At 39.1% G+C, this 22630-nt stretch carries 22 protein-coding genes; 12 read left to right on the top strand and 10 right to left on the bottom strand.

Going from position 1 to position 22630, the window contains the following annotated elements:
• Window positions 1–48 precede the first annotated feature (48 nt).
• The 5 genes from G399_RS0111550 to G399_RS0111530 all read left to right on the top strand — a co-directional run bounded on the left by G399_RS0111550 (window position 49) and on the right by G399_RS0111530 (window position 5055).
• On the top strand, window positions 49–1956 hold the full coding sequence (locus G399_RS0111550) for a TonB-dependent receptor plug domain-containing protein (RefSeq protein WP_006013722.1): 1908 nt from the start codon (window positions 49–51) through the stop codon (window positions 1954–1956).
• A 189-nt stretch (window positions 1957–2145) separates the two neighbouring features.
• Window positions 2146–2769, top strand: coding sequence for a thiol:disulfide interchange protein DsbA/DsbL (locus tag G399_RS0111545; RefSeq protein ID WP_006013720.1), 624 nt, complete (start codon window positions 2146–2148; stop codon window positions 2767–2769).
• Between the two features lie 279 nt (window positions 2770–3048).
• On the top strand, window positions 3049–3756 hold the full coding sequence (locus G399_RS0111540) for a thiol:disulfide interchange protein DsbA/DsbL (RefSeq protein WP_006013718.1): 708 nt from the start codon (window positions 3049–3051) through the stop codon (window positions 3754–3756).
• Between the two features lie 70 nt (window positions 3757–3826).
• Window positions 3827–4765: a class I SAM-dependent methyltransferase gene (locus G399_RS0111535; RefSeq protein ID WP_006013716.1), complete on the top strand. Its 939-nt coding sequence runs from the start codon at window positions 3827–3829 to the stop codon at window positions 4763–4765.
• A gap of 14 nt (window positions 4766–4779) precedes the next feature.
• Window positions 4780–5055, top strand: a complete 276-nt coding sequence (locus G399_RS0111530) for a peptidylprolyl isomerase (protein WP_006013714.1) — start codon at window positions 4780–4782, stop codon at window positions 5053–5055.
• Between the two features lie 91 nt (window positions 5056–5146).
• Here the strand turns inward: G399_RS0111530 and G399_RS0111525 are convergent, their stop codons facing one another.
• The 3 genes from G399_RS0111525 to G399_RS0111515 form a co-directional block, all read right to left on the bottom strand.
• On the bottom strand, window positions 5147–6712 hold the full coding sequence (locus G399_RS0111525) for a SulP family inorganic anion transporter (RefSeq protein ID WP_006013712.1): 1566 nt from the start codon (window positions 6710–6712) through the stop codon (window positions 5147–5149).
• Window positions 6713–6810: 98 nt separating this feature from the next.
• Window positions 6811–7125, bottom strand: coding sequence for a BolA family protein (locus tag G399_RS0111520; protein ID WP_026843674.1), 315 nt, complete (start codon window positions 7123–7125; stop codon window positions 6811–6813).
• Between the two features lie 173 nt (window positions 7126–7298).
• Window positions 7299–7907, bottom strand: coding sequence for an alpha-ketoglutarate-dependent dioxygenase AlkB family protein (locus tag G399_RS0111515; RefSeq protein ID WP_006013709.1), 609 nt, complete (start codon window positions 7905–7907; stop codon window positions 7299–7301).
• 53 nt (window positions 7908–7960) lie between these two features.
• Here G399_RS0111515 and G399_RS0111510 point away from each other — a divergent pair, with 53 nt between their 5' ends.
• From G399_RS0111510 to G399_RS0111495, 4 genes are all read left to right on the top strand, one after another.
• Window positions 7961–9133 (top strand): methyltransferase, encoded by a 1173-nt coding sequence (locus tag G399_RS0111510; protein WP_006013708.1) that lies wholly within the window; start codon window positions 7961–7963, stop codon window positions 9131–9133.
• 1 nt (window position 9134) lies between these two features.
• Window positions 9135–9743, top strand: a complete 609-nt coding sequence (locus G399_RS0111505) for a peptidylprolyl isomerase (protein WP_006013707.1) — start codon at window positions 9135–9137, stop codon at window positions 9741–9743.
• 120 nt (window positions 9744–9863) lie between these two features.
• Window positions 9864–11504 carry an acetolactate synthase large subunit gene (locus tag G399_RS0111500; RefSeq protein WP_006013706.1) on the top strand — a complete coding sequence of 547 codons (1641 nt, stop codon included), beginning with the start codon at window positions 9864–9866 and terminating at the stop codon, window positions 11502–11504.
• A 142-nt stretch (window positions 11505–11646) separates the two neighbouring features.
• Complete coding sequence (locus G399_RS0111495; RefSeq protein ID WP_006013704.1) at window positions 11647–13083, top strand: aldehyde dehydrogenase family protein; 1437 nt, start codon at window positions 11647–11649, stop codon at window positions 13081–13083.
• A gap of 294 nt (window positions 13084–13377) precedes the next feature.
• Here G399_RS0111495 and G399_RS0111490 read toward each other — a convergent pair whose 3' ends face one another.
• From G399_RS0111490 to efp, 3 genes are read right to left on the bottom strand one after another with little or no spacing between them, the layout of a single operon-like run.
• Window positions 13378–14034, bottom strand: coding sequence for a hypothetical protein (locus G399_RS0111490; protein WP_006013701.1), 657 nt, complete (start codon window positions 14032–14034; stop codon window positions 13378–13380).
• 29 nt (window positions 14035–14063) lie between these two features.
• Window positions 14064–15062: an elongation factor P--(R)-beta-lysine ligase gene (gene epmA / locus G399_RS0111485; protein ID WP_026843673.1), complete on the bottom strand. Its 999-nt coding sequence runs from the start codon at window positions 15060–15062 to the stop codon at window positions 14064–14066.
• A 48-nt stretch (window positions 15063–15110) separates the two neighbouring features.
• Complete coding sequence (gene efp, locus G399_RS0111480; protein ID WP_006013697.1) at window positions 15111–15680, bottom strand: elongation factor P; 570 nt, start codon at window positions 15678–15680, stop codon at window positions 15111–15113.
• A gap of 33 nt (window positions 15681–15713) precedes the next feature.
• On the opposite strand from efp, the gene epmB reads away from it, so the two are divergent.
• Complete coding sequence (epmB, locus tag G399_RS0111475; RefSeq protein ID WP_006013695.1) at window positions 15714–16781, top strand: EF-P beta-lysylation protein EpmB; 1068 nt, start codon at window positions 15714–15716, stop codon at window positions 16779–16781.
• Here the strand turns inward: epmB and G399_RS0111470 are convergent.
• Window positions 16752–16934, bottom strand: coding sequence for a hypothetical protein (locus G399_RS0111470; protein ID WP_006013693.1), 183 nt, complete (start codon window positions 16932–16934; stop codon window positions 16752–16754). The two genes, epmB and G399_RS0111470, sit on opposite strands and share 30 nt — an antisense overlap.
• A 111-nt stretch (window positions 16935–17045) precedes the next feature.
• Between G399_RS0111470 and G399_RS0111465 the strand changes: the two genes are divergently transcribed.
• Window positions 17046–17348: a hypothetical protein gene (locus tag G399_RS0111465; protein WP_006013691.1), complete on the top strand. Its 303-nt coding sequence runs from the start codon at window positions 17046–17048 to the stop codon at window positions 17346–17348.
• 261 nt (window positions 17349–17609) lie between these two features.
• Window positions 17610–18596: a transposase gene (locus tag G399_RS0111460; RefSeq protein WP_006013689.1), complete on the top strand. Its 987-nt coding sequence runs from the start codon at window positions 17610–17612 to the stop codon at window positions 18594–18596.
• Window positions 18597–18603: 7 nt separating this feature from the next.
• Here the strand turns inward: G399_RS0111460 and G399_RS0111455 are convergent, their stop codons facing one another.
• From G399_RS0111455 to G399_RS0111445, 3 genes are all read right to left on the bottom strand, one after another.
• The gene (locus G399_RS0111455) at window positions 18604–19914 is read right to left on the bottom strand and encodes a YfiM family lipoprotein (RefSeq protein ID WP_006013687.1); all 1311 of its coding nucleotides are present in this window, start codon (window positions 19912–19914) and stop codon (window positions 18604–18606) included.
• 30 nt (window positions 19915–19944) lie between these two features.
• Window positions 19945–21837, bottom strand: a complete 1893-nt coding sequence (parE, locus tag G399_RS0111450) for a DNA topoisomerase IV subunit B (RefSeq protein WP_006013686.1) — start codon at window positions 21835–21837, stop codon at window positions 19945–19947.
• A gap of 187 nt (window positions 21838–22024) precedes the next feature.
• A complete protein-coding gene (locus G399_RS0111445; protein ID WP_006013685.1) occupies window positions 22025–22627 on the bottom strand; it encodes a YqiA/YcfP family alpha/beta fold hydrolase in 603 nt (200 codons plus the stop codon).
• Window positions 22628–22630: the final 3 nt, after the last annotated feature.

Raw genomic sequence — 22630 nt, 5'->3', positions numbered from 1 at the left:
TTTCTTTTTTGTCATGCTCGGGTGGAGCATATACAGAGTCTTAATTTTATGAAAACAAAATTTCCTTTATTGGCGGCAATTTTTGCTGCCTCTTGTTCAACTTCCATTCTCGCTTTAGAACAAAACCGATCTATAGAAACTATCAGCATAATGGGTTCTCGAGCGCCTGTTGATAAATCGACACTTGCTGGCTCTGTTTCTTTTATAAACGCTGATACTATTGAGGCTTCTGGGGCGGCAACCGTTACTGATTTATTACGTTCTTTCGCTAGTATTAATATCAGTCAATCTGGTCCTACAGGTACATTAACTGAAATACGTTTTCGAGGTAGTGAGAGTAACCATATTTTAGTGTTGGTGGATGGTGTCGAGATAAACGACATTGGCCAAGGCGGCTTAGTAAACTTTGCACATTTGTTGGTATCGGACATTGAGCGCATTGAGTTACTTCGCGGACCGCAAAGTGCGCTATGGGGAAGCAGTGCCGTTTCAGGGGTCATAAGCATCACCAGCAAAAAAGCGGCGATTTCTGGACAACATAAATTATCAGCTAACATTGGACTTGGAACACAAGCAACTCGCCAAGTAGGTGTTTCTTATAAAACGCGCCAAGATGGCTTGTCATTGTCAGCTAATTTGCATCACCTTAAAACTGATGGTGAAAATGTATCCCGCCAAGGTAACGAAGAAGACGGATATCGCAACACCTCTTTCAATACTAATGTTGCTTATCAAGCTAACCAAGAACACAAATTAGCTTTTAATGTGCGACTCGTTGATTTTGTCACTGACTTTGATGCTATCGACTTCGTCAATACTGGTTTGCCTGCTGACGCCGATAACTATTCAAAAGGAAAACAATTCAGTGCTTTATTGAGATGGGACTTCACTCCATCTAAAGGCATATGGTCACAATCGTTAAGCTATCAATTAAATCGTTTTGCGAGTGATAGCTTTTCAAGTGATGGATTTTCTGGTGGCACTGTTGGTAAGACCCAACGACTTAATTGGATAAACTACATTGATTTAGGTGCCAACGATTTTATCAACGTCGGACTTGATAGTGTAATAGAAGACTTCGAGCAAAGCGGTCCTATCGTTTTTGGCGATCCAAATCAAACCCAAGATAACCAAACTATTTCAGTGCTGAGCGATGGTCAGTATGAAGTTGCTAAGGATCTTTATGCTAGTTATAGCGCGAGGGCAGATCAAAGTGATGAATTTGATGATGCCAATAGTTTTAGGTTAGGACTGAGCTACAATTTCACCGACCAGTTGAAAGTTTTTGTAAGTCGCGGTAAAGCAGTTAAAAATCCGTCATTCACTGAGAGATTTGGTTTCTTTCCAGGTACATTTACAGGCAACTCTGGTTTACTTCCTGAATCGAGTTATGCGAATGAAATTGGTTTAATCTATAATTTATCGAGTCGCTTTAGTGCTGAACTAACTCATTTCGACACTAAATTAGAAAATGAGATCAACGGCTTTGTTTTTAACCCAGCAACGAGTGCTTTTACTGCGCAGAACATTGATGAAACGTCGACAAGAAGAGGCCTAGAGTTTTCTCTCTATGGGGATTGGAAAGACATTACTTGGTCAGCGAATTATGCCTACCTAGAGGCGAAAGCGCCAACAGAGCTTGAACTTAGACGAGCTCGCCATTCAGGTTCTACTACCATTAACTATGCACTGAATAAAAACAGCAACCTCTATTTGCAAGCAGATTATACCGGTTCAAAACAAGACCGATTCTTCCCTCCATTTCCTAATTCATCAGAAATTGTGGGATTGAGTCCGTATTGGTTAGTTAGTGCAAACTATCAGTATAAGTATAATGAAAATTTGGGCTTTGGACTTCGTTTTGACAATTTGTTGAACGAGGATTTTGAAGATGTATTTGGTTTTGTAGGCCAATCACGTAAAATTGTGTTGAATATGCGATATCAATTGAACTAAGCATATAACTTCCTCTCTAAAGCTACTTATATGAAGTTTTAAATGTGAATGACATCTGAACAAGGGCGAATATCATGCAGGCATTCGCCCTTATATTTTGAAAAGGTATTTTGCTTTGTGGTATTCTCCATTTAGAACTTAAGACGATTTATATTTACTATTATTAGCCCTCAATTAAAGGAATTTTTTATGAAAAAGCTGTTTTCAATACTGCTTGTTGCAATGTTGCTTCCATTTTCAGTACATGCAGCCGATGAATGGCAAGAAGGCGAGCATTACATCGTGATCAGCGATAAAGCCACGGCGACACCTGAAGTAAAAGAGTTCTTTTCGTTTTGGTGTCCTGCTTGTTATAGCTTTGAGCCGTTGGTCAAAAAGATTAAAGAAGGAATAGGCGAAGATGTTGAATTCACAAAAATCCAAGTTAACTTTATGCAAAGTGCTGGGCCGGATGTACAGGACGATGCGACTAAAGCGATGATCATTGCACGCGCAATGAAAAAAGAAGATGTTTTGAACGCCGCTGTTTTCAATTACATTCATGAGCAACGTTCAACAGTAACTGGCTTAAAAGACCTACGTAGTGTCTTCATCATTAATGGTGTTGAAGCTGAAGAGTTTGATAAAATGGCGAAAAGTTTTAGTGTAAAAAGCTTGGTTAACAAAAATAACCGAGAAATTGAAACTTATCGCGAATATCTAAACGGCGTGCCTAACTTTATTGTGAATGGTAAATATCAAGCTAAATTTTCAAGAGACATGACAGCCGATCAAATTGTAAACCTCATTGTATGGTTAACAAAACAATCATAACAATAAGTCTAATTTGCAAAAAAAGGACCGAAAGGTCCTTTTTTATTACTTCCAAACCCTGAATAAGGACACACCTGTTTTACGCAAAATAGGTGTGTCTTTATTGGAGGTTTGCTAAATGGGTGTGTCCTTATTGGAGGTTCTTATTGGAGGTTCTTATTGGAGGTTGTTATTAAGAATTATTTGAGAAATAGCACTATTGTAGCTAATGGGTTTACCATTACTCAAAAGCATCTATAATCAAGAGTTCATCTAATAGAATTTATTTTAGGAAGCAACATGAATAGACCAACAATCGCGTTTTTTTTAGCCTTGCTAGTGAGTTTAACACTTGCCGGATGCTCGGAAGGTCCGCCAGTAGATTCGAGCCCAGCACTTGTAACTATTGAAACTAATGCGCAAGCACCATTATCGCCGCTATTACCAATAAAGTGGATCAATGGTACTCATTACAATATTGTTGCTGAAACAGCTTCTGAAAAAAAACAAATCGTCGAATATTTTTCGTTTTGGTGCCCTGCATGTTATCGCTTTGAGATGATCATAAATGAAATAAAGCCACAATTGGCTAAGGGTGTAACTTTTCGAAAAGTTCATGTTAATTTCATGCAGTTCACAACCCCAGAAATACAAGAGCAAGCAACTAAAGCTATGCTTATTGGCAGGTCATTGGGCACCGAAGAGTTGATGAATGCTGCAATATTTGCTCATATCCATGAACAAGGACAAAAAATTGAAGGATTAAACGATCTTAAACAACTTTTCATTTCTTATGATATACCAGCCGTCGATTTTGAAAGTACATTAATTAAAACAGAGTTAACTGATGCATTTATGCAGAATAATAATGAAATAAGCCGATTTAAGGAACATTTACAAAGTGTTCCAAATATTATCGTCAACGGAAAGTATCAAGCCATATTTACGAGAGAAATGAGCGTGCAAGATATTGTAGATTTAGTTAATTGGCTTAGCCAACAAAAATAATTGAGCATCAATTTACCTTTTGCGGTGAATGAGCTTACAATAAAAATTTATAATTATAATAAGGATTATCATGTTCAAAAAATCAATTATTGCATCAACGTGCACATTAGCCCTTGCTATGACGTTCGGTTGTTCAGAAGTTCCAAAAGACGATGCTAAGGATACTGAACCCAAAGCGAAAGTAGCTATGCAGCCTTCACCATTAAAAGATGCGGCTCCTGCAGTCGATGGTGGAAAGCTATTTTACGCTTTAAAAAACCAGAATGACGAAGATAAATCAAGAAACGATTCACGCAATCCAATTCAGACACTTGAGTTTTTTAAAGTCGCCCCTGGAATGACTGTTGCAGAAGGACTTCCTGGCGGTGGCTGGTATTCAAAAATTCTAGCCTATTACTTAGGCTCTGAAGGTCAACTGCACGGTATCAATTATAATGATGAGATGTGGGCGAGATTTGGTTTCTTCTCTGAAGAGGATATACAAGAGGCAATTAAAAGAACTGATAAATTTCCAGATATGGTGAGTGCGTTTGTCGAAAAAGCACCTCAATCAACTGGCTTTACTTTTAACACACCACCTGATGAGTTGACCGGGACTGTTGACCGAGTGTTGTTTATTAGAGCTCTTCACAACGTAAACCGATTCGAAACTGAAGCAGGGACAATGAGTGAAGCATTGGCAACAACAAAAATGCTACTTAAAGATGGTGGATTGGTTGGTGTTGTTCAACATCAAGCACCCGAAACAAGTTCAGATAAATGGGCCGATGGCAGTGCCGGTTACTTAAAGAAATCAGCAGTGATTGAAGCATTCAAAAAAGCGGGTTTTGAACTTGTCAATGAGTCTGATATTAACGAAAACTCGAATGATATTCCGACCGAAAAAGACACTGTATGGCGACTTCCACCTTCTTATAACGGCACCGCCGACGATCCAAGATTAAAAGAAAAAGTTGATGCCATTGGAGAATCGAATCGCATGACTCTTTTGTTTAAGAAAGCACAATAAGGTAAGTTTAAAATATGAAAGCAAATGCATGTCATATATTGGTAAAAACCAAGGAAGAAGCTGAAAGCATTAAATCTCAGTTAGACAAAGGCGCTAGCTTTCAAGCACTTGCTAAGAAATATAGCCAGTGCCCTTCAGCAAAAAAAGGAGGAGATTTAGGAGAGTTTCGCCAAGGCGACATGGTAAAAGCTTTTGAGAACGTCGTATTTAAAAAAGAAATATTGACGGTTCATGGCCCCATAAAAACACAATTTGGGTTTCATCTTATAAAAACGTTGTACCGAAGTTAGCCTTAATTAATTTGACCTTAGCAAATGAAAAAGGGAACTCATCACTGAGTTCCCTTTTTTAATGCTTCTAAATGTTATGCGATTACTTACACTAACCTAGCGTATCTGAAACAACTCGATAACGTGGATCTTCATTCACATTAATTTCAACGTATTCGCCTGCTTTCCTAAGTAATACTCGGCACTCAGGGCTGATATGTCTGATATGCAGCTTTTTGCCTTGCTCTTTATATTTATCAGCAAGACCATCTAATGCATCAATCCCCGAAGAGTCCCAAACTCTAGACTCCCGAAAATCAATGACCACATCAGCAGGGTCATTTTGCGGATCAAAAATGTCTCTAAAATAAGTTACCGAACCGAAGAATAGCGGTCCCTCCAGGTCGTAAACTTTCCATCCATCATCATCTGTATACGTTTTTGCCATCATATGCGTTGCATGCTTCCATGCAAATACAAGTGCTGACACGATTACACCTACAACAACCGCTATGGCTAAATCAACAGCGACGGTGATACCGGTCACCAAAAACAAGACAAAAGCATCTTCTTTATTTACACCACGAACAATTCTGAAAGATGCCCATTCAAACGTAGCGATAACGACGACGAACATAACACCAACTAACGCTGCTAATGGAACCATCTCAATAAGAGGTGCTGCGAATAGAATAAAGCCAAGTAAAACCAATGCGGCTGTGATGCCTGATAAACGACCTCGACCGCCCGAGTTTATATTGATTATACTCTGTCCAATCATGGCGCAACCACCCATTCCGCCGAAGAAACCATTTACGGTATTTGCGACACCCTGACCCACACATTCTTGATTGCCCTGGCCGCGAGTATCAGTCATTTCGTCAATAAGCGATAATGTCAACAACGATTCAATAAGCCCGACAAGCGACAAAATAACCGCTGTTGGTAAAATAATATAAAGTGTTTCAAGAGTAAAAGGTACTACCGGTATAGCGAAAGTTGGTAATTCCCCAGCTAAAGTAATCGTATCTTTTTGTGCTTCTGGCGCCATATCTCGAACGAAATCGATTACGGTTCTAGCATCTAAATCTAAGCCGTGGACTAACGCAGTGACAGCTACAATAGCTACAAGAGAAGCAGGTATGGCTGTTGTCAATTTTGGTAGCAGGTAAATAATAGCCATCGTCAGTGCGACTAGACCAAGCATTATGTAGAGCAAGTTACCTGTCATCCATTCCAGCTCACCTAAAGAGTTGGTTATTTTAAATTGCCCTAATTGTGCTAAAAAGATAACAATTGCTAAGCCATTGACGAATCCGAGCATAACTGGGTAGGGCACTAAACGAATGAACTTTCCGAGTCTAAATACACCAGCCATGATTTGCAAAAAACCGGCTAGCAAAACAGCAGCGAATAAGTATTGCACACCATGCTGAGCAACAAGAGCAACCATAACTACAGCCATCGCGCCTGTTGCGCCTGAAATCATACCAGGGCGGCCACCGATTGCTGATGTAATTAATCCCATCATGAACGCAGCATATAAACCCACCATCGGTTCAACACCTGCAACAAACGCAAATGCGACGGCTTCGGGAACCAGAGCAAAAGCGACGGTGATACCAGAGAAAATGTCGTTTTTAACATTCCCTTTTGTACCATTTATCAAATTAAACATATTTACATTTCTATTGTTTCAAAACTTCCGCGAGTCTAGCAGATAATGAGCACAATTTCTTTTAACAGAATGTTAAGAAGGTTTTACTCAGTAAAGTTTTATTTTGAACCACCACCTAAACAATTCGGAGACTCAGGAGAGATACTATTTTTCTTGTTCCACTCCTCTGGCGTATAGGTATGCTGAGCTAATGCATGAACTGGACCTGCTAATTCTGCAGATAATAATTGATTCACCAAGCGTTGTCTTTGAATTAACCTTTTACCATCGAAATCACTCGAAACAATGGTCACTTTAAAATGAGTTTCAGCGTTTGCTGGCACATTATGCATATGACTTTCATTCAACACTTCCAAATATGACAATTGAAAATTTTCGTTGAGTTTATTGATAATGCCTTGCTCTACTGTCATCACGTTTCTCTATTTAATGTTGCCCTTCGCAGATATCTGCATTCTAAAGTGGTAGTGCCGTTATCTCAATCAAAGTTTAAACAAGACACACCTATAAGTCGGTTTCAGTCCTAGTAACAAAGACACACCTCTCAAGGCTAAAACCGAGTCACCAAAATAAACCAAAAATTCTGCTAACGAAGAATTTTTCTAAAAGTAAAATTTATTCGAGGCTTAACTTGTTTCTTTGTCTTTGCAATCCCATGTTGCCAATGTTTTTGAGTTTCAGCACTCATAATCAATAAAGAACCATGTTCCAACGGTAATCTAAATTTTTCGCCACTTATTTTATGTTTAAAGTCAAAGTTTCTGACTTCCCCCAAAGAAACGGAGGCGATAACGGGCTCAATACCTAATTCTGCTTCATTATCAGAATGCATTCCCATGCTATCTTGACCATGTCTATACAGATTTGCTAATACTGAGTTAAACGATGAGCCACACTGATGCTCACATTTAGCTTTTAATTTATGTAATTCATCATGCCAAGGAAGTGACGTCATAGTGACACCTGAATACGTATAGTTCGTTCCTGCGTCACCATACCACGCCTGTAACCGAGGTATTTTGATCATTTTACCGAAAATCTTTATTTCCGCCTCACTCCAATTCAATTCACGCTGAAATAAGTGCAACAAAGAATCTGCTGTTTCATTATCGAGCCAATTCGCTAAATATTGTACCTTTGCATCAGCCAAGGGTAAACTCTGCAAACTATGATTGGAAAAAAGACAATGCTGCATAACACCTCTGCATTTGGTTTAAGTTGCTCACTGTCAACAAAACGGGTAATTTAATGAATACACATTTTACTGCATTTGAGCGCAGTTTACATTTAGAACGTTACCCCGCGAAGTATCAGCATGTGAGTCTTCAAGCATGGGATGGCGCGGACGAATACATTATTGAACATGTAGAGAATTGCTCACTACTAGCGCAAACGTCGAATAAAGACACACCTCTTATTATTATTAATGATGACTTTGGGGCCCTGACGTGTTGGTTTAACCACAAACAACCGGTCTTTATTTCTGATTCATGGATTTCTCATAAAAGTCTTATGACTAACCTTATGATCAATGGATTGGACGCGGGAAATGTTGAATTCTGTGATGCACTTACTAATCTTGCAGAAGTCATTGAGACAAAAGCAAAAGTAGTATTAATTAAAATCCCACGATCACTTGCTCTATTAGAACAACAGCTCATTACATTGCAGTCTGTCCTCGATGAAAACTCTACAGTTATTGCCGCAGGAAAAGTAAAAATCGTACAAAACTCTGTTTTAAAATTATTTGAAAAGTACATTGGTATAACGACAACCTCTTTGGCAAAAAAGAAAGCAAGACTCATTTTTTCAACATATACAGGTATCAAGACAGAAACCTCTCCCTACCCTACGATTGTGTCTGACCCATTAATTCCATTTACCCTCAGTAACCATGCAAATGTTTTTTGTCGTGAGCACTTAGATATTGGTGCCCGAATATTGTTGAAAAACCTCCCCAATGCGATGAGCAAACAGGTTATTGATTTAGGCTGCGGTAATGGTGTAATAGGTGTGTCTATTTTGGATCAAAACAAGGATACGCATGTCACTTTCGTTGACGAGTCCTTCATGGCCGTTGAGTCTGCAAGACAAAACGTTATTAACCATATTGGTAGTGAAGACCGAGCAACTTTTATTGTTAGTAATTGTTTAGAAGAGCTGTTGAAACTTGGATCGTCAAACTACGATATTGTACTTTGTAATCCGCCATTTCATCAGCAAAATACGATTACTGATCACGTCGCATATCAAATGTTCACCGATGCAAAAAAAAGCCTTAAACATGGCGGAGAATTAAGAATTGTTGGTAATCGTCATTTGGATTATCCAATTAAATTAAAGAAACTTTTTGGCGGATATGAAGTCATCGATAGTAATAAAAAGTTCAGTATTTTATCAACTTACAAAGCAAGGCAATAAAATGATTAAATTGACATTTACATTCTTCATGCTTGCTGTATTAAGTTTTGGCTTAGTGGCAGATACACAAAAACAACCTGGCGAAAACATTCAGAAAGATAATTATTACCCTTTGGTAAAGTTTGAAACTAGCATGGGTGATTTAGTGATTGAGTTAAATAGAAGAAAAGCACCCGCTACCGCAAATAATTTCTTGAGCTATGTTAAAAGAGGTGAGTTTGATAACACGCTATTCCATCGCGTTATCCCAGATTATATTATACAAGGCGGTGGTTATGACCCTGAATATCAAGAAAAGAAAGCTAGTCGTTCGATTATCAACGAATCGGGAAATGGACTGAAAAATAATATATATAGCGTTGCTATGGCTAGAGAAGACGACCCACATTCAGCGAAACGTCAATTCTTTTTTAACATGAAGGATAATAACAATTTAGACCCCGGAAAAACATGGGGGTACACTGTTTTCGGTAGCGTTATCGATGGTACCGATGTGCTTGATAAAATGGCACTGGTTGAAACAGAATATAAAGCACTTATTCGTTTTCAAGATGCACCAAAAAAAAATGTGCTATTAATAGCAGCCACCGTGTTGCCTGAACCAGAGTAGTAAATTCACCATCGTATATAACATTGATAAAGACGCGGCCTAATACTTTATTCTTAAACTGAATATGTAAATTCAATTTACCTGTCTATACTGGAAGTTCAGTTATAAAAAAGGAAAATTATGAAAGCATCCGATTTAATGGTGAAGGCGCTGGAGGCAGAAGGTGTTGAGTATATATTTGGTATACCCGGCGAAGAAAACCTCGATTTATTAGAATCCTTACGTAATTCATCCATCAAACTTATTTTAACCCGCCACGAGCAAGGTGCTGGTTTTATGGCGGCCACCTATGGTCGCTTAACTGGTAAAGTAGGCGTGTGTTTATCAACATTAGGACCTGGCGCAACTAATTTAGTAACACCTGCCGCATACGCGCAACTTGGTGCTATGCCAATGCTAATGATAACGGGTCAGAAACCAATAAAGACTAGTAAGCAAGGGCGATTCCAAGTCGTTGATGTGGTCGACATGATGCGCCCTATTACAAAATATACAACACAAGTTGTTAGTGGTGATCGCATCCCTTCGGTTGTAAGAGAAGCGTTTCGGCTGGCATCAGAGGAGCGTCCGGGCGCTGTTCATATCGAACTTCCTGAGGATATCGCCGATGAATCTACCAACGCAAAATTACTCAAGCCGAGCATAGCGCGACGCCCAATTGCAGAATATAAAGCGATTAGTTTTGCGATTGATATGATTGAAAAAGCAAAATCTCCTGTTTTATTGATTGGAGCTGGAGCAAATCGTAAGCTGACCGCAAAAATGCTTCAAGAATTTGTCGACAAAACCGGGATCCCATACATCACGACCCAAATGGGCAAAGGCGTACTGGATGAGAGTGGGGAACTGTTTATGGGTAATACGGCATTGTCATCTGGTGATTTTGTTCATCGCGTTATCGATAGAGCTGATTTAATTATCAATGTTGGGCATGACGTAGTTGAAAAACCGCCTTTCTTTATGGAAGACAATGATCAGAAAGTCATTCATATTAACTTCGACTCAGCTGCTGTTGATCCTGTCTATTTCCCGCAGTTAGAGGTCATTGGTGATATAGCCAATAGTATTTGGCAAATTAAACAGAAAATACAACCGCAAGATAGCTGGACGCTAGATTTTTACAGAAATGTTCACGACGCTTATATAGCGCATCGAACCGCTTCGGAAGATGATGATCGTTTCCCTATATTGCCTGAACGTTTTGTTCGTGAGATCCGAAAAGCCATGCCCAAAGATGGGATCGTTACATTAGATAATGGCATCTATAAACTTTGGTTTGCTCGAAACTATCCGGCATATTTGCCGAACACAGTATTGCTCGATAACGCATTGGCGACCATGGGTGCGGGTCTGCCTTCAGCATTAGCTGCGAAACTAGTTTATCCTGACAAAGCGGTCATTACTGTTTGCGGCGACGGTGGCTTCATGATGAATAGCCAGGAATTGGAAACAGCTGTCAGACTAAAATTGCATATCGTGGTGATTATATTGCGTGACGACGCTTATGGAATGATTAAGTGGAAACAGGCCAATATGCAGTTTGAAAACTATGGGTTAGATTATGGTAATCCTGATTTTGTTAAATATGTGGAATCATATGGCGGCAAAGGCTGGAGAATTGCAGCGACGGAAGAGCTATTACCAACCTTACAAAATTGCCTTATCGAGCCTGCCGTTCATTTAATTGATGTGCCTGTTGATTATAGTTTGAATGATGAAACATTGAACAAGACAATTCGAGAGCTTAGCGCGAAGTTATAATTCTGTAGATTTAAATTAAGTAAATAAAGACACACCTATTTGAGCCTCTGTTTAAACTCTACATTTGAGCTAAAACTAGAGAAGCTAAAACTAGACACACCTATTTCAAAATAAGGGGTGTCTTTATAAAAGGACAATAACCATGACGAATCTAGCAAAACAATATCCATACTTTCTTGCAAACAAAGCTGTTTTTGCTAATCAACATCTTGAAGTAACCAACAAATATACTGGTGAGGTCGCTTCAACTGTTGCATTGGCTGATCCAGAAACAATTGATAAAGCCATTGATGCCGCAGAGAAAAGTCAGAAAATACTGAATAAAATGCCTGCATATAAGCGTCAACAGATATTAGAACACTGTGTAACACGGTTTAGAGAGCGATTTGATGAACTTGCTTATGCATTATGTATCGAAGCTGGCAAGCCGATTAAAGATGCGCGAGGCGAAGTCACAAGACTAATAGATACCTTCAAAATTGCAGCGGAAGAATCAGTACGAATAGAGGGAGCGGTAATGAATTTAGAAATTACCGAGAGAGCCGAAGGATATCAAGGAAAATATAAGAAAGTGCCAATTGGTCCCTGTTCTTTCATTTCTCCGTTCAATTTTCCATTGAATTTAGCTGCTCACAAAATAGCACCTGCAATAGCTGCTGGGTGTGCTTTTGTATTAAAACCCGCAAGCAGAACTCCCATCGGAGCATTAATTATCGGTGAAGTACTTGCGGAGACAAACCTACCTGAAGGTGCGTTTTCAATATTACCATGCAGTAGAGACGGCGCAGATCTATTTACAACTGATGATCGCTTCAAACTTTTAAGCTTCACCGGATCGCCCAGCGTTGGTTGGGCATTAAAAGCCAAGGCTGGTAAAAAACCTGTAATATTAGAATTAGGGGGTAATGCCGGTTGTATAGTAGACCATGACACCGATATTGATGATGCGATTGAACGCATTGTTTTCGGTGCTTATTATCAATCAGGTCAAAGTTGTATTAGTGTTCAACGCATTTTTATTCATGAATCAATTTACGAAAAATTTAAATCTGCATACACGGAAAAAGTAGCAAACTTGGTCCATGGAGACCCATTGAACGAGGATACATTCATCGGCCCAATGATTTCCGAATCGGAAGCTATGCGCCTTGAGGAATGGATAAAAAAAGCGGTTACCGCTGGTGCCAAGTTGCTCTGTGGCGGTTCAAGGAATGGGCAAATGCTGAAAGCTACTCTTCTTGCTGAGGTTCCAAAAGACTGTGAAATAAATGCAGAAGAAGCCTTCGGCCCAGTTTCAACAATCGCACCTTTCTCTAATTTCGATGAAGCATTAAAATTAGTCAATGACAGTCAATTTGGTTTACAAGCCGGCATTTTTACTAAGGATATTTATAAGGCCCATAAAGCCTGGGATGAATTGGATGTCGGTGGCGTAGTCATTGGAGATGTACCCAGTTGGCGAGTTGACAACATGCCATACGGCGGAGTGAAAGAATCGGGGCTAGGTCGTGAGGGAGTCAAGTTTGCAATAGAAGACATGACTGAAATTAGGTTAATGGTTTTAAGAACACCGCAATAATTGCTTAAATGCGACGGCCTTAAAAGAGCCAGAAACAAGACACACCTGCATAGGTGTGTCTTTCTTCACGATTTTTTTTGTGAGTTCTTCAAATAAATCGAAGCTTGATTCCACGGAGCCCATTGTATGGATTAACATTTATATTTTCAGCTAAAAAATAACCTGTATTTTCTTGATTATTTACTTATATATCACCAATTTATTGCAACAATCTTCGGGCATTTACTAGATTGTCGGTGAACTCTGCATCTGACTCATTTTATTTTACAAAATACAATTTCTGAATTTTCATTATTATGTGTTTTGGTTTTGTATCTCATCAAATTTTTCACACTCGGACATACATGTTTCGGCCGCCCTAGGGTACTTTGGCTTTAATCGGTCATCTATCTTGAAAACATCAGGCCAATACTTTGTTGTACTAATAAATCGTTTAACCTCCTCAACTCCACCGACATCCAAACAACCTTTTAAGCACGTATCGATATAGCTAGCATTTACGGGGAACTCTCTGCTTGGCTTTTTGCGTTCAAGCGTTTCGCAAACGTACACCGTGCAATTAGATAGTACCTCTAACATCGAAGTACTTATTACTGAGCCAAAATCCAATTGATCCAGCTTGAGTTTCGAAAATCTATAATCTTGCTCTCGCTGAAGTAACTTTTCATCGATATTAGTATAGAAAGCATGACCATTAAAACAGCTTGCATTATTTTGATAGGCGCCAACATAAGTCTGTTTTTCATCACTAGACTTCGTGACCCAAGCCCTCTCCCATCCATTGACAATAACAGGAAGCGGAAGTGACCTGATGTTGCTATGCGTGTCTCGGCTTTGTTTGCTCATGAGACTACCATAACCGACCACTATGTGAGGTGTGTCTTTGTTTGCACTTTCTTTAGCTTTTGCTAGTTGCTGAAACCAAACATCAATATTGCCTTCACTTTCCATTAATACTGACTTTCCTTTCTAGTATTTATCTACAGGGCCGCAAAATCAAAACTTAATACTTCACTGATATGCTTTTTACCAAGCGCTAGCATTAAAAGGCGGTCAATCCCGAGTGCGACTCCAGAACACATCGGCAAGCCAACGTCTAATGCATTCAAAAACTTTACATCTTGAGGCTTTATTTCCAAACCCTTTTCTTTCCTTTTCTTATTATCCAAAATAAATCTCGTATTTTGTTCATCAGCATCGTTAAGTTCTTCAAAGCCATTCGCAAGCTCAATACCTTGATAATAAAACTCAAACCGAAGGGATAACCATGGATCAGACGGATCAATTTTAGCCAACGACGCCTGACTAGCTGGAAAATTGGTTACGGCAATAGGTCGCTCTCTGCCAATTTGGGTTTCAATCTTTTCACAAAACAATAGTTGTAAAAGCATATCTCTATCAAACGTAGAAAGTGTATCTTTAAAACCCGGTGGAACTATATTTTCATAGCCAAACTTCTTGCAAATCGACACAACTTTCAAATCAGTATCGCTTTTCACATCTAAACCTAGATACTTGAAAAATAACTCTCTATAAGTCGCTTTATCGCAAACAGGTGTGTCCAAGACGAGTCTTAAAATCGTATCAACCTCTTGTATCAACTCATTCATTGAAAAGCTTAACCGGTACCACTCAAGCATCGTAAACTCAGGATTGTGGTACCGACCCACCTCATCGTCTCTATAACATTTAGTGATTTGATAAATGCTTGGAAAACCTGCACATAACATACGTTTCATGTAATATTCAGGCGAAGTTTGTAAAAAGAGGTGTGTCTTTTTAACCGAGAGTGGATTTGTATGTAACGTTCTCATGGCTTCTAAGTGAACATCTGTAACAGTCGACGGTGAAATTGTGGGTGTTTCAACTTCTAACACCTTTTCAGTCGCGAAATATCGTCTAATGTCGGAAAGTATTTTAGCTCTTTTGACAAGACTTTCGATTGATCCCGAGGGTTGCCATTCATTTGAGATAGTCATTAAACAATGAAAGAGGTTAACGCTTGCAGCACAACCTCTTTCGCTATCTTATTTTTGTGCACGTGAGGCATATTCACCACTTCGTGTGTCAACTCTAATTATTTCGCCTTTTTGAACGAATAATGGAACACGAACGACAGCGCCAGTTACTAATGTCGCAGGTTTACCGCCCGTGCCAGCTGTATCACCTTTTAGACCGGGGTCAGTTTCAGTAATTGCTAACTCAACAAAGTTCGGAGGAGTTACCACAATAGGAGTCCCGTTCCACAATGTGATAGTGCAAGTATCATTTTCAACCAACCATTTGATACTATCACCTAACGCTTTTTCGTCGGCGGCAATTTGCTCAAACGTTTCATTGTTCATAAAATGCCAAAACTCACCATCGGTATATAGATAGGAAAGTTCGGTATCCATGACATCCGCACCCTCTACTGAATCACCAGAACGAAAGGTTTTCTCTAGTACTTTGTTCGAAATAAGTTTACGAAGCTTTACACGGCTGAAGGCTTGTCCTTTACCTGGTTTTACATATTCATTCTCAAGAATGTTGCAAGGTTCGCCGTCGAGCATTATCTTTAAGCCCGCTTTGAACTCGTTTGTACTGAAATGAGCCATAGTTCCTCTAAAATTTACGTTGTGAGCATATTTGTGAAACGAATAATACCTAAAAATAGCATTGCTGTAGAGTCAAACTGGCAAAAAGAATTAGCAAATTGTTTTACGACCCTTGAGTCGTTGCTAGATTTTTTAGATTTGGACCCTGAAATTGCGATAAACAATAGCGCGGCAAGAAAGCTATTTGCCATGAAAGTACCGCGACATTTTGCTAGTTTAATGAAAAAAAATGATATAAACGATCCTTTATTGCTTCAGGTTCTCCCACAAAACATTGAATATAAGGACACACCTGGTTATGTTAAAGACCCGCTTCAAGAGCACGCAAACAAAATAAAAGGCCTTCTACACAAATACGAAAATAGGGTTTTACTGATAGTCAAAAGTGGATGCGCTGTAAATTGTCGATATTGTTTTAGGAGAGAATTCCCCTATGAAGAAAACTCTGTCAATAAACGCGAATTGCAGGAGGCTATTAATTACATCAAGGAAAACACCAAAATCAATGAGGTGATTTTCTCTGGCGGCGATCCATTAATGGCTAAAGACAGTCACCTAAAATGGTTGGTTACTCAATTAGAAGAAATACCGCATCTAATAAGGCTTCGGATCCACACAAGACTGCCTGTCGTTGTCCCTTCTCGAGTGAATGATGAATTCATTGATTGGTTTGCAAGTTGCCGCTTTCAGAAAGTATTAGTCTTACATACGAATCATGCTAATGAAGTAAGCCCTGAGTTAGCCAGAGCCTGCTCAAAAATGCGTGCATCTGGCGTTACACTTCTCAATCAAGCGGTCCTTTTAAAAGATGTCAACGATACAGTAGATGAACAAGTTGCTTTGAGTGAAGCTCTTTTTGAAATTGGCGTAATGCCATACTATTTACATTTATTGGACAAAGTAAAAGGGGCCGCTCATTTTGATGTTGACGTTAAACTTGCTAAGGGATTAATTAAAGAAGTAATAAAGCGTTTGCCAGGATATCTTGTCCCCAAGCTCGTAACTGAGATTGGAGGACAACCCAGCAAAACGCCGATAGACTTGAATTTACAACCTTCATCAAGCGCTAACTTAGGCATAAGTGTTAATAACAGAGCCTAATCCAGGGTTAGATGATGATGTGGGTACGTCAGCTGATTCAATCAACTGAAGCGCTGCTTGACCTTCCTGCTCTTGAAGGCTTTTGGCCAACTTAGCAGATTTAATCTCCAACGCACCGGATACACTTGAGGCACTTGTACCTGAAATATCCATACCTTTTCCTTTTATTGCTTGTAGCTACGTAAAAAAGTGTGCAGAATTGCGCACTTCAACAGCATATCGGCAGTTGAGCCATTTTCTTAAGGATAATTTTAGGAGATTTTCGTGCAGCAGGTTCTAGTAAAAATAACTGAAAACATGCAAATAATATATAGGAAGGCAATTGATGCAGATTCTGCCCTCGAGAAACTTCAACAATCGGGTAAAGCCAAGTTCTCAGTAATATTCACTGAAGACAATGGTTTTACTACAAAAAGTAAGCGTTTTGGACCTTATGTAGACGAACTTGCAAGAGATGTCACGATGCTTCAAAGCGACGATGTCAATATTGAAAGTGAAGTTACTACGATAGTAAAAAAAATGGAATTGATGCTTTTAACACTCGCAAAATTCAAAGTAACGCTCTAGGTTTTCCTTGTATAATCTAAAAGTAGCCTAAAAAGACACACCTGTTTCTTTTTATTATACATCCTAGCAAACTTTAAATTGGTTACTTACCAAACGGCGGGTTGATAGGTGTGTCTTTGTTTTACCACACTGCGAATTGATAGGTGTGTCTTTGTTTGAATTTATTTATTCACATAGAAACGCGAAAACTGTACTTCAAGGCAGCTACTAATTTTGACTTAGTCCAATACCCTATAAGAACGATAAATATAGGGAAATAAAATGCCAATTGCTCGCAGCAAACAAATAATATTGTCACAAACCTCATACTATCATTGCATAAGCCGCTGTGTTCGCCGGGCGTTTTTATGTGGCTATGACAAGTTCACCGGAAAGAGTTTTGAGCATCGCAGGAATTGGTTTGAAAAGCGTTTAACCAAGCTTTCGTCAGCATTTTCGATTGATGTTTGTGCATACGCTATTATGCATAATCACAACCATTTAGTCTTACATGTAGACACCGAGCGTGCGAAAAAATGGAGCAACATAGAGGTTATGCAACGTTGGCATGCAGTGCACCCGAATAAAACAATTACAGCTATGTATATCGACCCACAACAAAGAAAGAAACTGACACCGATACAATTATCTAGCATCCACAAAATTACTAATATTTATAGAGAAAGACTCACTAGCATTAGTTATTTCATGAAAGCATTGAATCAGTACATTGCGTTGCGGGCGAATAGAGAAGAGCAGTGTTCTGGCCGTTTTTGGGAGTCACGTTTCAAGTCTCAAGCGTTGTTGGACGAGCGTGCGATCCTCTCGTGTATGATCTACGTCGATTTAAATCCAATAAGAGCAGGAATAGCCAGTAGCTTAGAAGACTCACATTATACCAGTATAAAAAGACGATTAGCTTGTATGAAAATCGGTAAACAACCTACTGAACTCAAATGCCTAAAAACTCAGCTCGAAAGTAACCCGACCTTCATCAATATTGACTTAACTTGTTATACACATCTGCTGCGTCAAACGGCAACAAAATTGAAGAACATTCGACTAGTAAATACACAAAATGAAAAGATTAAATCTAGTCTATTGGAACAGTTTGGAATTGATGAGGATAACTGGCTAACACTGACTTCGCATATCGAAGAAGAATTTAGTTACGTTGTCGGTTCCGTAATATCTATGGAAGAATACAGAAAAAAGCTCCGGCAAAAGAAACTAAAAGGAATATCGACAGCGTTACGCTTGTTTCAATAAATTTCTATCAATTTGATATTCTACTTACGGGTAATCTGCTCACTCGTCTTTCAATCTCTTTTAATACCTTTAGATATTCTTTACTTTCTATATCGGAATACTTTTGTCGAAATTGTGATTTGTTCATCCCCTCATCAAAACCATCAATACTTGGAAAGAAAAAGGATTCATTTGCTTCCAAGGACATAATATTTTGAATTTGCTCAGCTGTTCTGGGGTCAACAGCCAAAGTAGCAAAATTAGCGCCCGCAATATCTGCTGTTAAATCAATAAAGCTATAGCCAGACCCTCCATTACCTCTATCCATGAGCTCTTTAAACTCACCGACAGCAATACTGATACCCTGCTCCGATAATAGTTTAATCGCAGCCGAGAATATAAAGTGTAAGCTCAAATCCTGTCGATTTGCTAAAACTGGCTTTTTTCGGACTGTAGGAATTGGATCGACTGCAAATGAAAGATCACCAAAAAGTGTTGAAAACCTTCTGTGTCCAACATAAATTGCCAAAGCCATTATAGCCGCTTCATTTTCTAAGGTAGCTGAATTTGAATTTCCTAATGGATCTTGGGAACTCATTGTTTTCGCTTCGAGCATAATCTTGTGCAAATAATAACTAAGAGATGTGTCTTTGTTCTGCATTGCTAAGTTATTAGGTAAAGGGAGACTATCTAAAAGTCTTAGGTAGTGTGCAGTTTTTATTATCAACAGTTGTCGTTCATTGCCATCACCTGAAGTCTTAATATTCTTTAATTCTCGAAGCAATGGGTCCAACGGATTCAGACTAATAATGACTTGATGGGGTGATATATCTGTTTTTGCTACTTGCTGAATTGCTTTAGTCGCAACTTCACTATTTGTGTAAGAATTCGCTAATGATTCGACCCAACCTAGTACCCAATTTCCCGGCAAAGTAATTACGCCGATGGAAACACTTTTAACATCCAGATAACTGGCTTCTTTAACTTTTATCGAGACATTAACATATGAAGATAAAAGGTAAGCAGGGAGTTGGTATGAAATCAGGATTTCAGCCTGGTCTTCAGATAATTTAATATCACTATTTACGTTCGGTAGAGCACGCTGAGTAAAACCTAACAAACTCTCGGCTTGTGAATATGAGATATCAATTTGTTGCGGTTGATATCTATTCCGAAGGCTTGAGCGCAGCTGCATAATTAATTCTGATACGTTCTCAGCATTTTTAACTTGTTGATATGCATTTTTTGCAACAATTGGTGATAAATCGATTAACAAAATCACAGAAAGGCAAAATAAGCTAATTAGAGCAAGTGCTGCAACCTTGATGAATCGTTTCATTACTAGTCCAATTTTTTTAGAGCAACAGTACTAATCCACTACTGCCAAATTACCTTTTGTTTCCAACCATGCTTTGCGATCAGGAGAACGTTTTTTAGATAGAAGCATGTCCATCAACTCGAGCATTCCCTCCGAATCATGGCTAGTCAATTGCACCAGTCTGCGTGTATTTGGATCCATAGTAGTTTCTCTAAGTTGCAAAGGATTCATTTCACCTAGCCCTTTGAATCTTTGCACATTGACTTTTCCTCGCTTCTTTTCTGCTTGAATTCTATCCAAAATCCCTTGCCTTTCACTTTCATCTAGCGCGTAATAAACTTCCTTACCAACATCGATTCTAAACAATGGTGGCATAGCAACATACACATGCCCCTGATCAACTAAGGTTCTGAAGTGCCTTACGAATAGTGCGCATAGTAATGTTGCAATATGCAACCCATCAGAGTCAGCATCAGCAAGAATGCAAATTTTACCGTAACGTAAACCTGATAAATCATCAGAATCAGGGTCAATTCCTAATGCAACGGATATGTCGTGTATCTCTTGTGAAGCCAAAACTTGAGATGAGTCGACTTCCCAACTGTTTAGTATTTTACCTCTCAAGGGCATTATAGCTTGGAATTCTCTGTCTCGAGCTTGTTTGGCGGAACCACCTGCAGAATCACCTTCAACCAGGAATAGCTCTGAATAATTAATATCTTGAGATGAACAGTCGGTTAATTTACCGGGCAAGGCTGGACCTTGAGTGACTTTTTTCCGCGCAACTTTTTTACTTTGACGTAAACGTTTCTGCGCATTATTTATACACATATCAGCAAGTAGCTCAGCAACATCTGTATGTTGATTTAGCCACAAACTAAATGAATCTTTTACAACGCCAGAAACAAAAGCAGAAGCTTGACGAGAAGAAAGTCGCTCTTTCGTTTGCCCCGCAAATTGTGGATCATGCATTTTTGTTGAAAGAATATAGCTACAGCGCTCCCAAATATCGTCAGCAGTAATTTTCACGCCTCTTGGCAGTAAATTACGAAACTCACAAAATTCACGCATTGAATCTAAAAGCCCTTGCCGAAGGCCATTTACATGAGTTCCGCCTTGAGCTGTCGGAATAAGATTCACGTAACTCTCTGTCACCATTTCGCCACCCTCAGGCAGCCACATTACGGCCCAATCTGCAGCCTCGCCATTGCCTGTGAATTGCCCTATAAAAGGGCTATCATTTGGTAATGTAATGTAATTTTTTACCGACTGGTAGAGATAATCTCTTAACCCGTCTTCGTAGTACCATTCTGTAGTCTCTTTGGAGATCTTATCGTCAAAACGAATTTTTAGGCCTGGGCATAACACAGCCTTAGCGCGCAGGACGTGAAGCAATTTAGTAACAGAAAACTTTGAGGAATCAAAATACTTTGGGTCAGGCCAAAAGTGAACACTAGTGCCCGTGTTACGTTTACCGCAAGTGTCAACAATTGAAAGTTCTTCGACTTTATCACCGTTTTCAAATGTCATTTGATAAACGTTACCGTCGCGACGAACAGTGACCAGCACTCGCGTAGATAATGCGTTTACAATAGATATACCTACACCATGCAGACCACCTGAATATTCGTAATTTTTGTTAGAAAATTTCGCGCCAGAATGTAATTTGGTCATGATTAATTCAACACCTGAAATTTTTTCTTCAGGGTGGATATCTACAGGCATGCCTCGACCATCATCAGTAACTTCTAATGACTGGTCTTCGTGCAATATTACTTTTATAGAGGACGCATGACCTGCGAGCGCTTCATCAACACTGTTATCGATAACTTCTTGGCTTAAATGATTCGGACGGGTTGTATCAGTATACATTCCAGGTCTGCGCTTAACCGGATCCAAGCCATTTAAGACTTCAATAGCATCAGAATTATATTGTGTTGACATAGTTTCTTGCTTAAGTTTTTATTTAATTTATTAACCACGATATTAGCAAGGCTGAAGCTCTTGAGCAATGAAGGTTTTAGCTAATTTCATTAGCACTAAGAACAGCCAATAAAGACACACCTATTTTGAGTCTAAAAGCCAACATCCGAACTAAAAACCCACATCATATCTATAAAACATATTCCTATCACTGCGATAAGAATCCAATAATCTCGCTCAGATGGTTTTCTAAGCCAACAAATGAATGATTACCTCCCGCTTCAATAATACAGCAGTCAGTGCCATATTTTATTTCTGCTAAACGATAATCCAATGTTTCGTCTTCTTTCTGCAAATAAACCAGATAGTTAGGAGTATTTTTCTTTATTACTTTGTGCAATTGCAGTAACTGACTAACGCTATTTTGGTCGATGCTAAACACTTCTCCAGTATGGGGATTAAGGTGTTCACCGAAATACTCTGTCAGCAGATTGAATGGCTCAACTGCGGGATTAACCAGTACTGCTTTACCGCCATAAGTTTCAACACAATACGTAGATAAGAAACCCCCCATTGAACTTCCAATAAATCGAAGTTCATTAATAGGTGTGTCTTGGTTCAAGCTTTCATTGTTAAAAATAGTACAGATAAGGCGCTCAATAATCTCCACCGCTTTTGCAGGACAGCCAGGTAACCTCGGTATGTGTAGTTTTATATTTGGATGGTTATGAGTGACATATTTCGACACTAACTGTGCTTTTTCGGATTTCGGTGAGCTGAGAAATCCGTGTAGGTAAATAATGTGGTCCATTCA

It is taken from the genome of Brumicola pallidula DSM 14239 = ACAM 615 (assembly GCF_000428905.1).
GTDB classification, from domain to species: Bacteria; Pseudomonadota; Gammaproteobacteria; order Enterobacterales; family Alteromonadaceae; genus Glaciecola; species Glaciecola pallidula.
Note: the sequence above shows the minus strand (reverse complement) of the source record. Positions and strands in the feature narration are given on the sequence as shown.

Bases quoted from the DNA above. Each gene is read 5' to 3' on its own strand.
- G399_RS0111500 (WP_006013706.1), top strand. From the start codon at position 9,864: ATGAAAGCATCCGATTTAATGGTGAAGGCGCTGGAGGCAGAAGGTGTT.
- G399_RS0111520 (WP_026843674.1), bottom strand. From the start codon at position 7,125: ATGACAGTAGAGCAAGGCATTATCAATAAACTCAACGAAAATTTTCAA.
- G399_RS0111540 (WP_006013718.1), top strand. From the start codon at position 3,049: ATGAATAGACCAACAATCGCGTTTTTTTTAGCCTTGCTAGTGAGTTTA.
- G399_RS0111495 (WP_006013704.1), top strand. From the start codon at position 11,647: ATGACGAATCTAGCAAAACAATATCCATACTTTCTTGCAAACAAAGCT.
- parE (WP_006013686.1), bottom strand. From the start codon at position 21,837: ATGTCAACACAATATAATTCTGATGCTATTGAAGTCTTAAATGGCTTG.
- G399_RS0111535 (WP_006013716.1), top strand. From the start codon at position 3,827: ATGTTCAAAAAATCAATTATTGCATCAACGTGCACATTAGCCCTTGCT.
- G399_RS0111510 (WP_006013708.1), top strand. From the start codon at position 7,961: ATGAATACACATTTTACTGCATTTGAGCGCAGTTTACATTTAGAACGT.
- G399_RS0111505 (WP_006013707.1), top strand. From the start codon at position 9,135: ATGATTAAATTGACATTTACATTCTTCATGCTTGCTGTATTAAGTTTT.
- G399_RS0111530 (WP_006013714.1), top strand. From the start codon at position 4,780: ATGAAAGCAAATGCATGTCATATATTGGTAAAAACCAAGGAAGAAGCT.
- G399_RS0111545 (WP_006013720.1), top strand. From the start codon at position 2,146: ATGAAAAAGCTGTTTTCAATACTGCTTGTTGCAATGTTGCTTCCATTT.
- G399_RS0111455 (WP_006013687.1), bottom strand. From the start codon at position 19,914: ATGAAACGATTCATCAAGGTTGCAGCACTTGCTCTAATTAGCTTATTT.
- efp (WP_006013697.1), bottom strand. From the start codon at position 15,680: ATGGCTCATTTCAGTACAAACGAGTTCAAAGCGGGCTTAAAGATAATG.
- G399_RS0111460 (WP_006013689.1), top strand. From the start codon at position 17,610: ATGCCAATTGCTCGCAGCAAACAAATAATATTGTCACAAACCTCATAC.
- G399_RS0111515 (WP_006013709.1), bottom strand. From the start codon at position 7,907: ATGCAGCATTGTCTTTTTTCCAATCATAGTTTGCAGAGTTTACCCTTG.
- G399_RS0111550 (WP_006013722.1), top strand. From the start codon at position 49: ATGAAAACAAAATTTCCTTTATTGGCGGCAATTTTTGCTGCCTCTTGT.
- G399_RS0111470 (WP_006013693.1), bottom strand. From the start codon at position 16,934: ATGGATATTTCAGGTACAAGTGCCTCAAGTGTATCCGGTGCGTTGGAG.
- epmA (WP_026843673.1), bottom strand. From the start codon at position 15,062: ATGACTATCTCAAATGAATGGCAACCCTCGGGATCAATCGAAAGTCTT.
- G399_RS0111445 (WP_006013685.1), bottom strand. From the start codon at position 22,627: ATGGACCACATTATTTACCTACACGGATTTCTCAGCTCACCGAAATCC.
- G399_RS0111490 (WP_006013701.1), bottom strand. From the start codon at position 14,034: ATGGAAAGTGAAGGCAATATTGATGTTTGGTTTCAGCAACTAGCAAAA.
- G399_RS0111525 (WP_006013712.1), bottom strand. From the start codon at position 6,712: ATGTTTAATTTGATAAATGGTACAAAAGGGAATGTTAAAAACGACATT.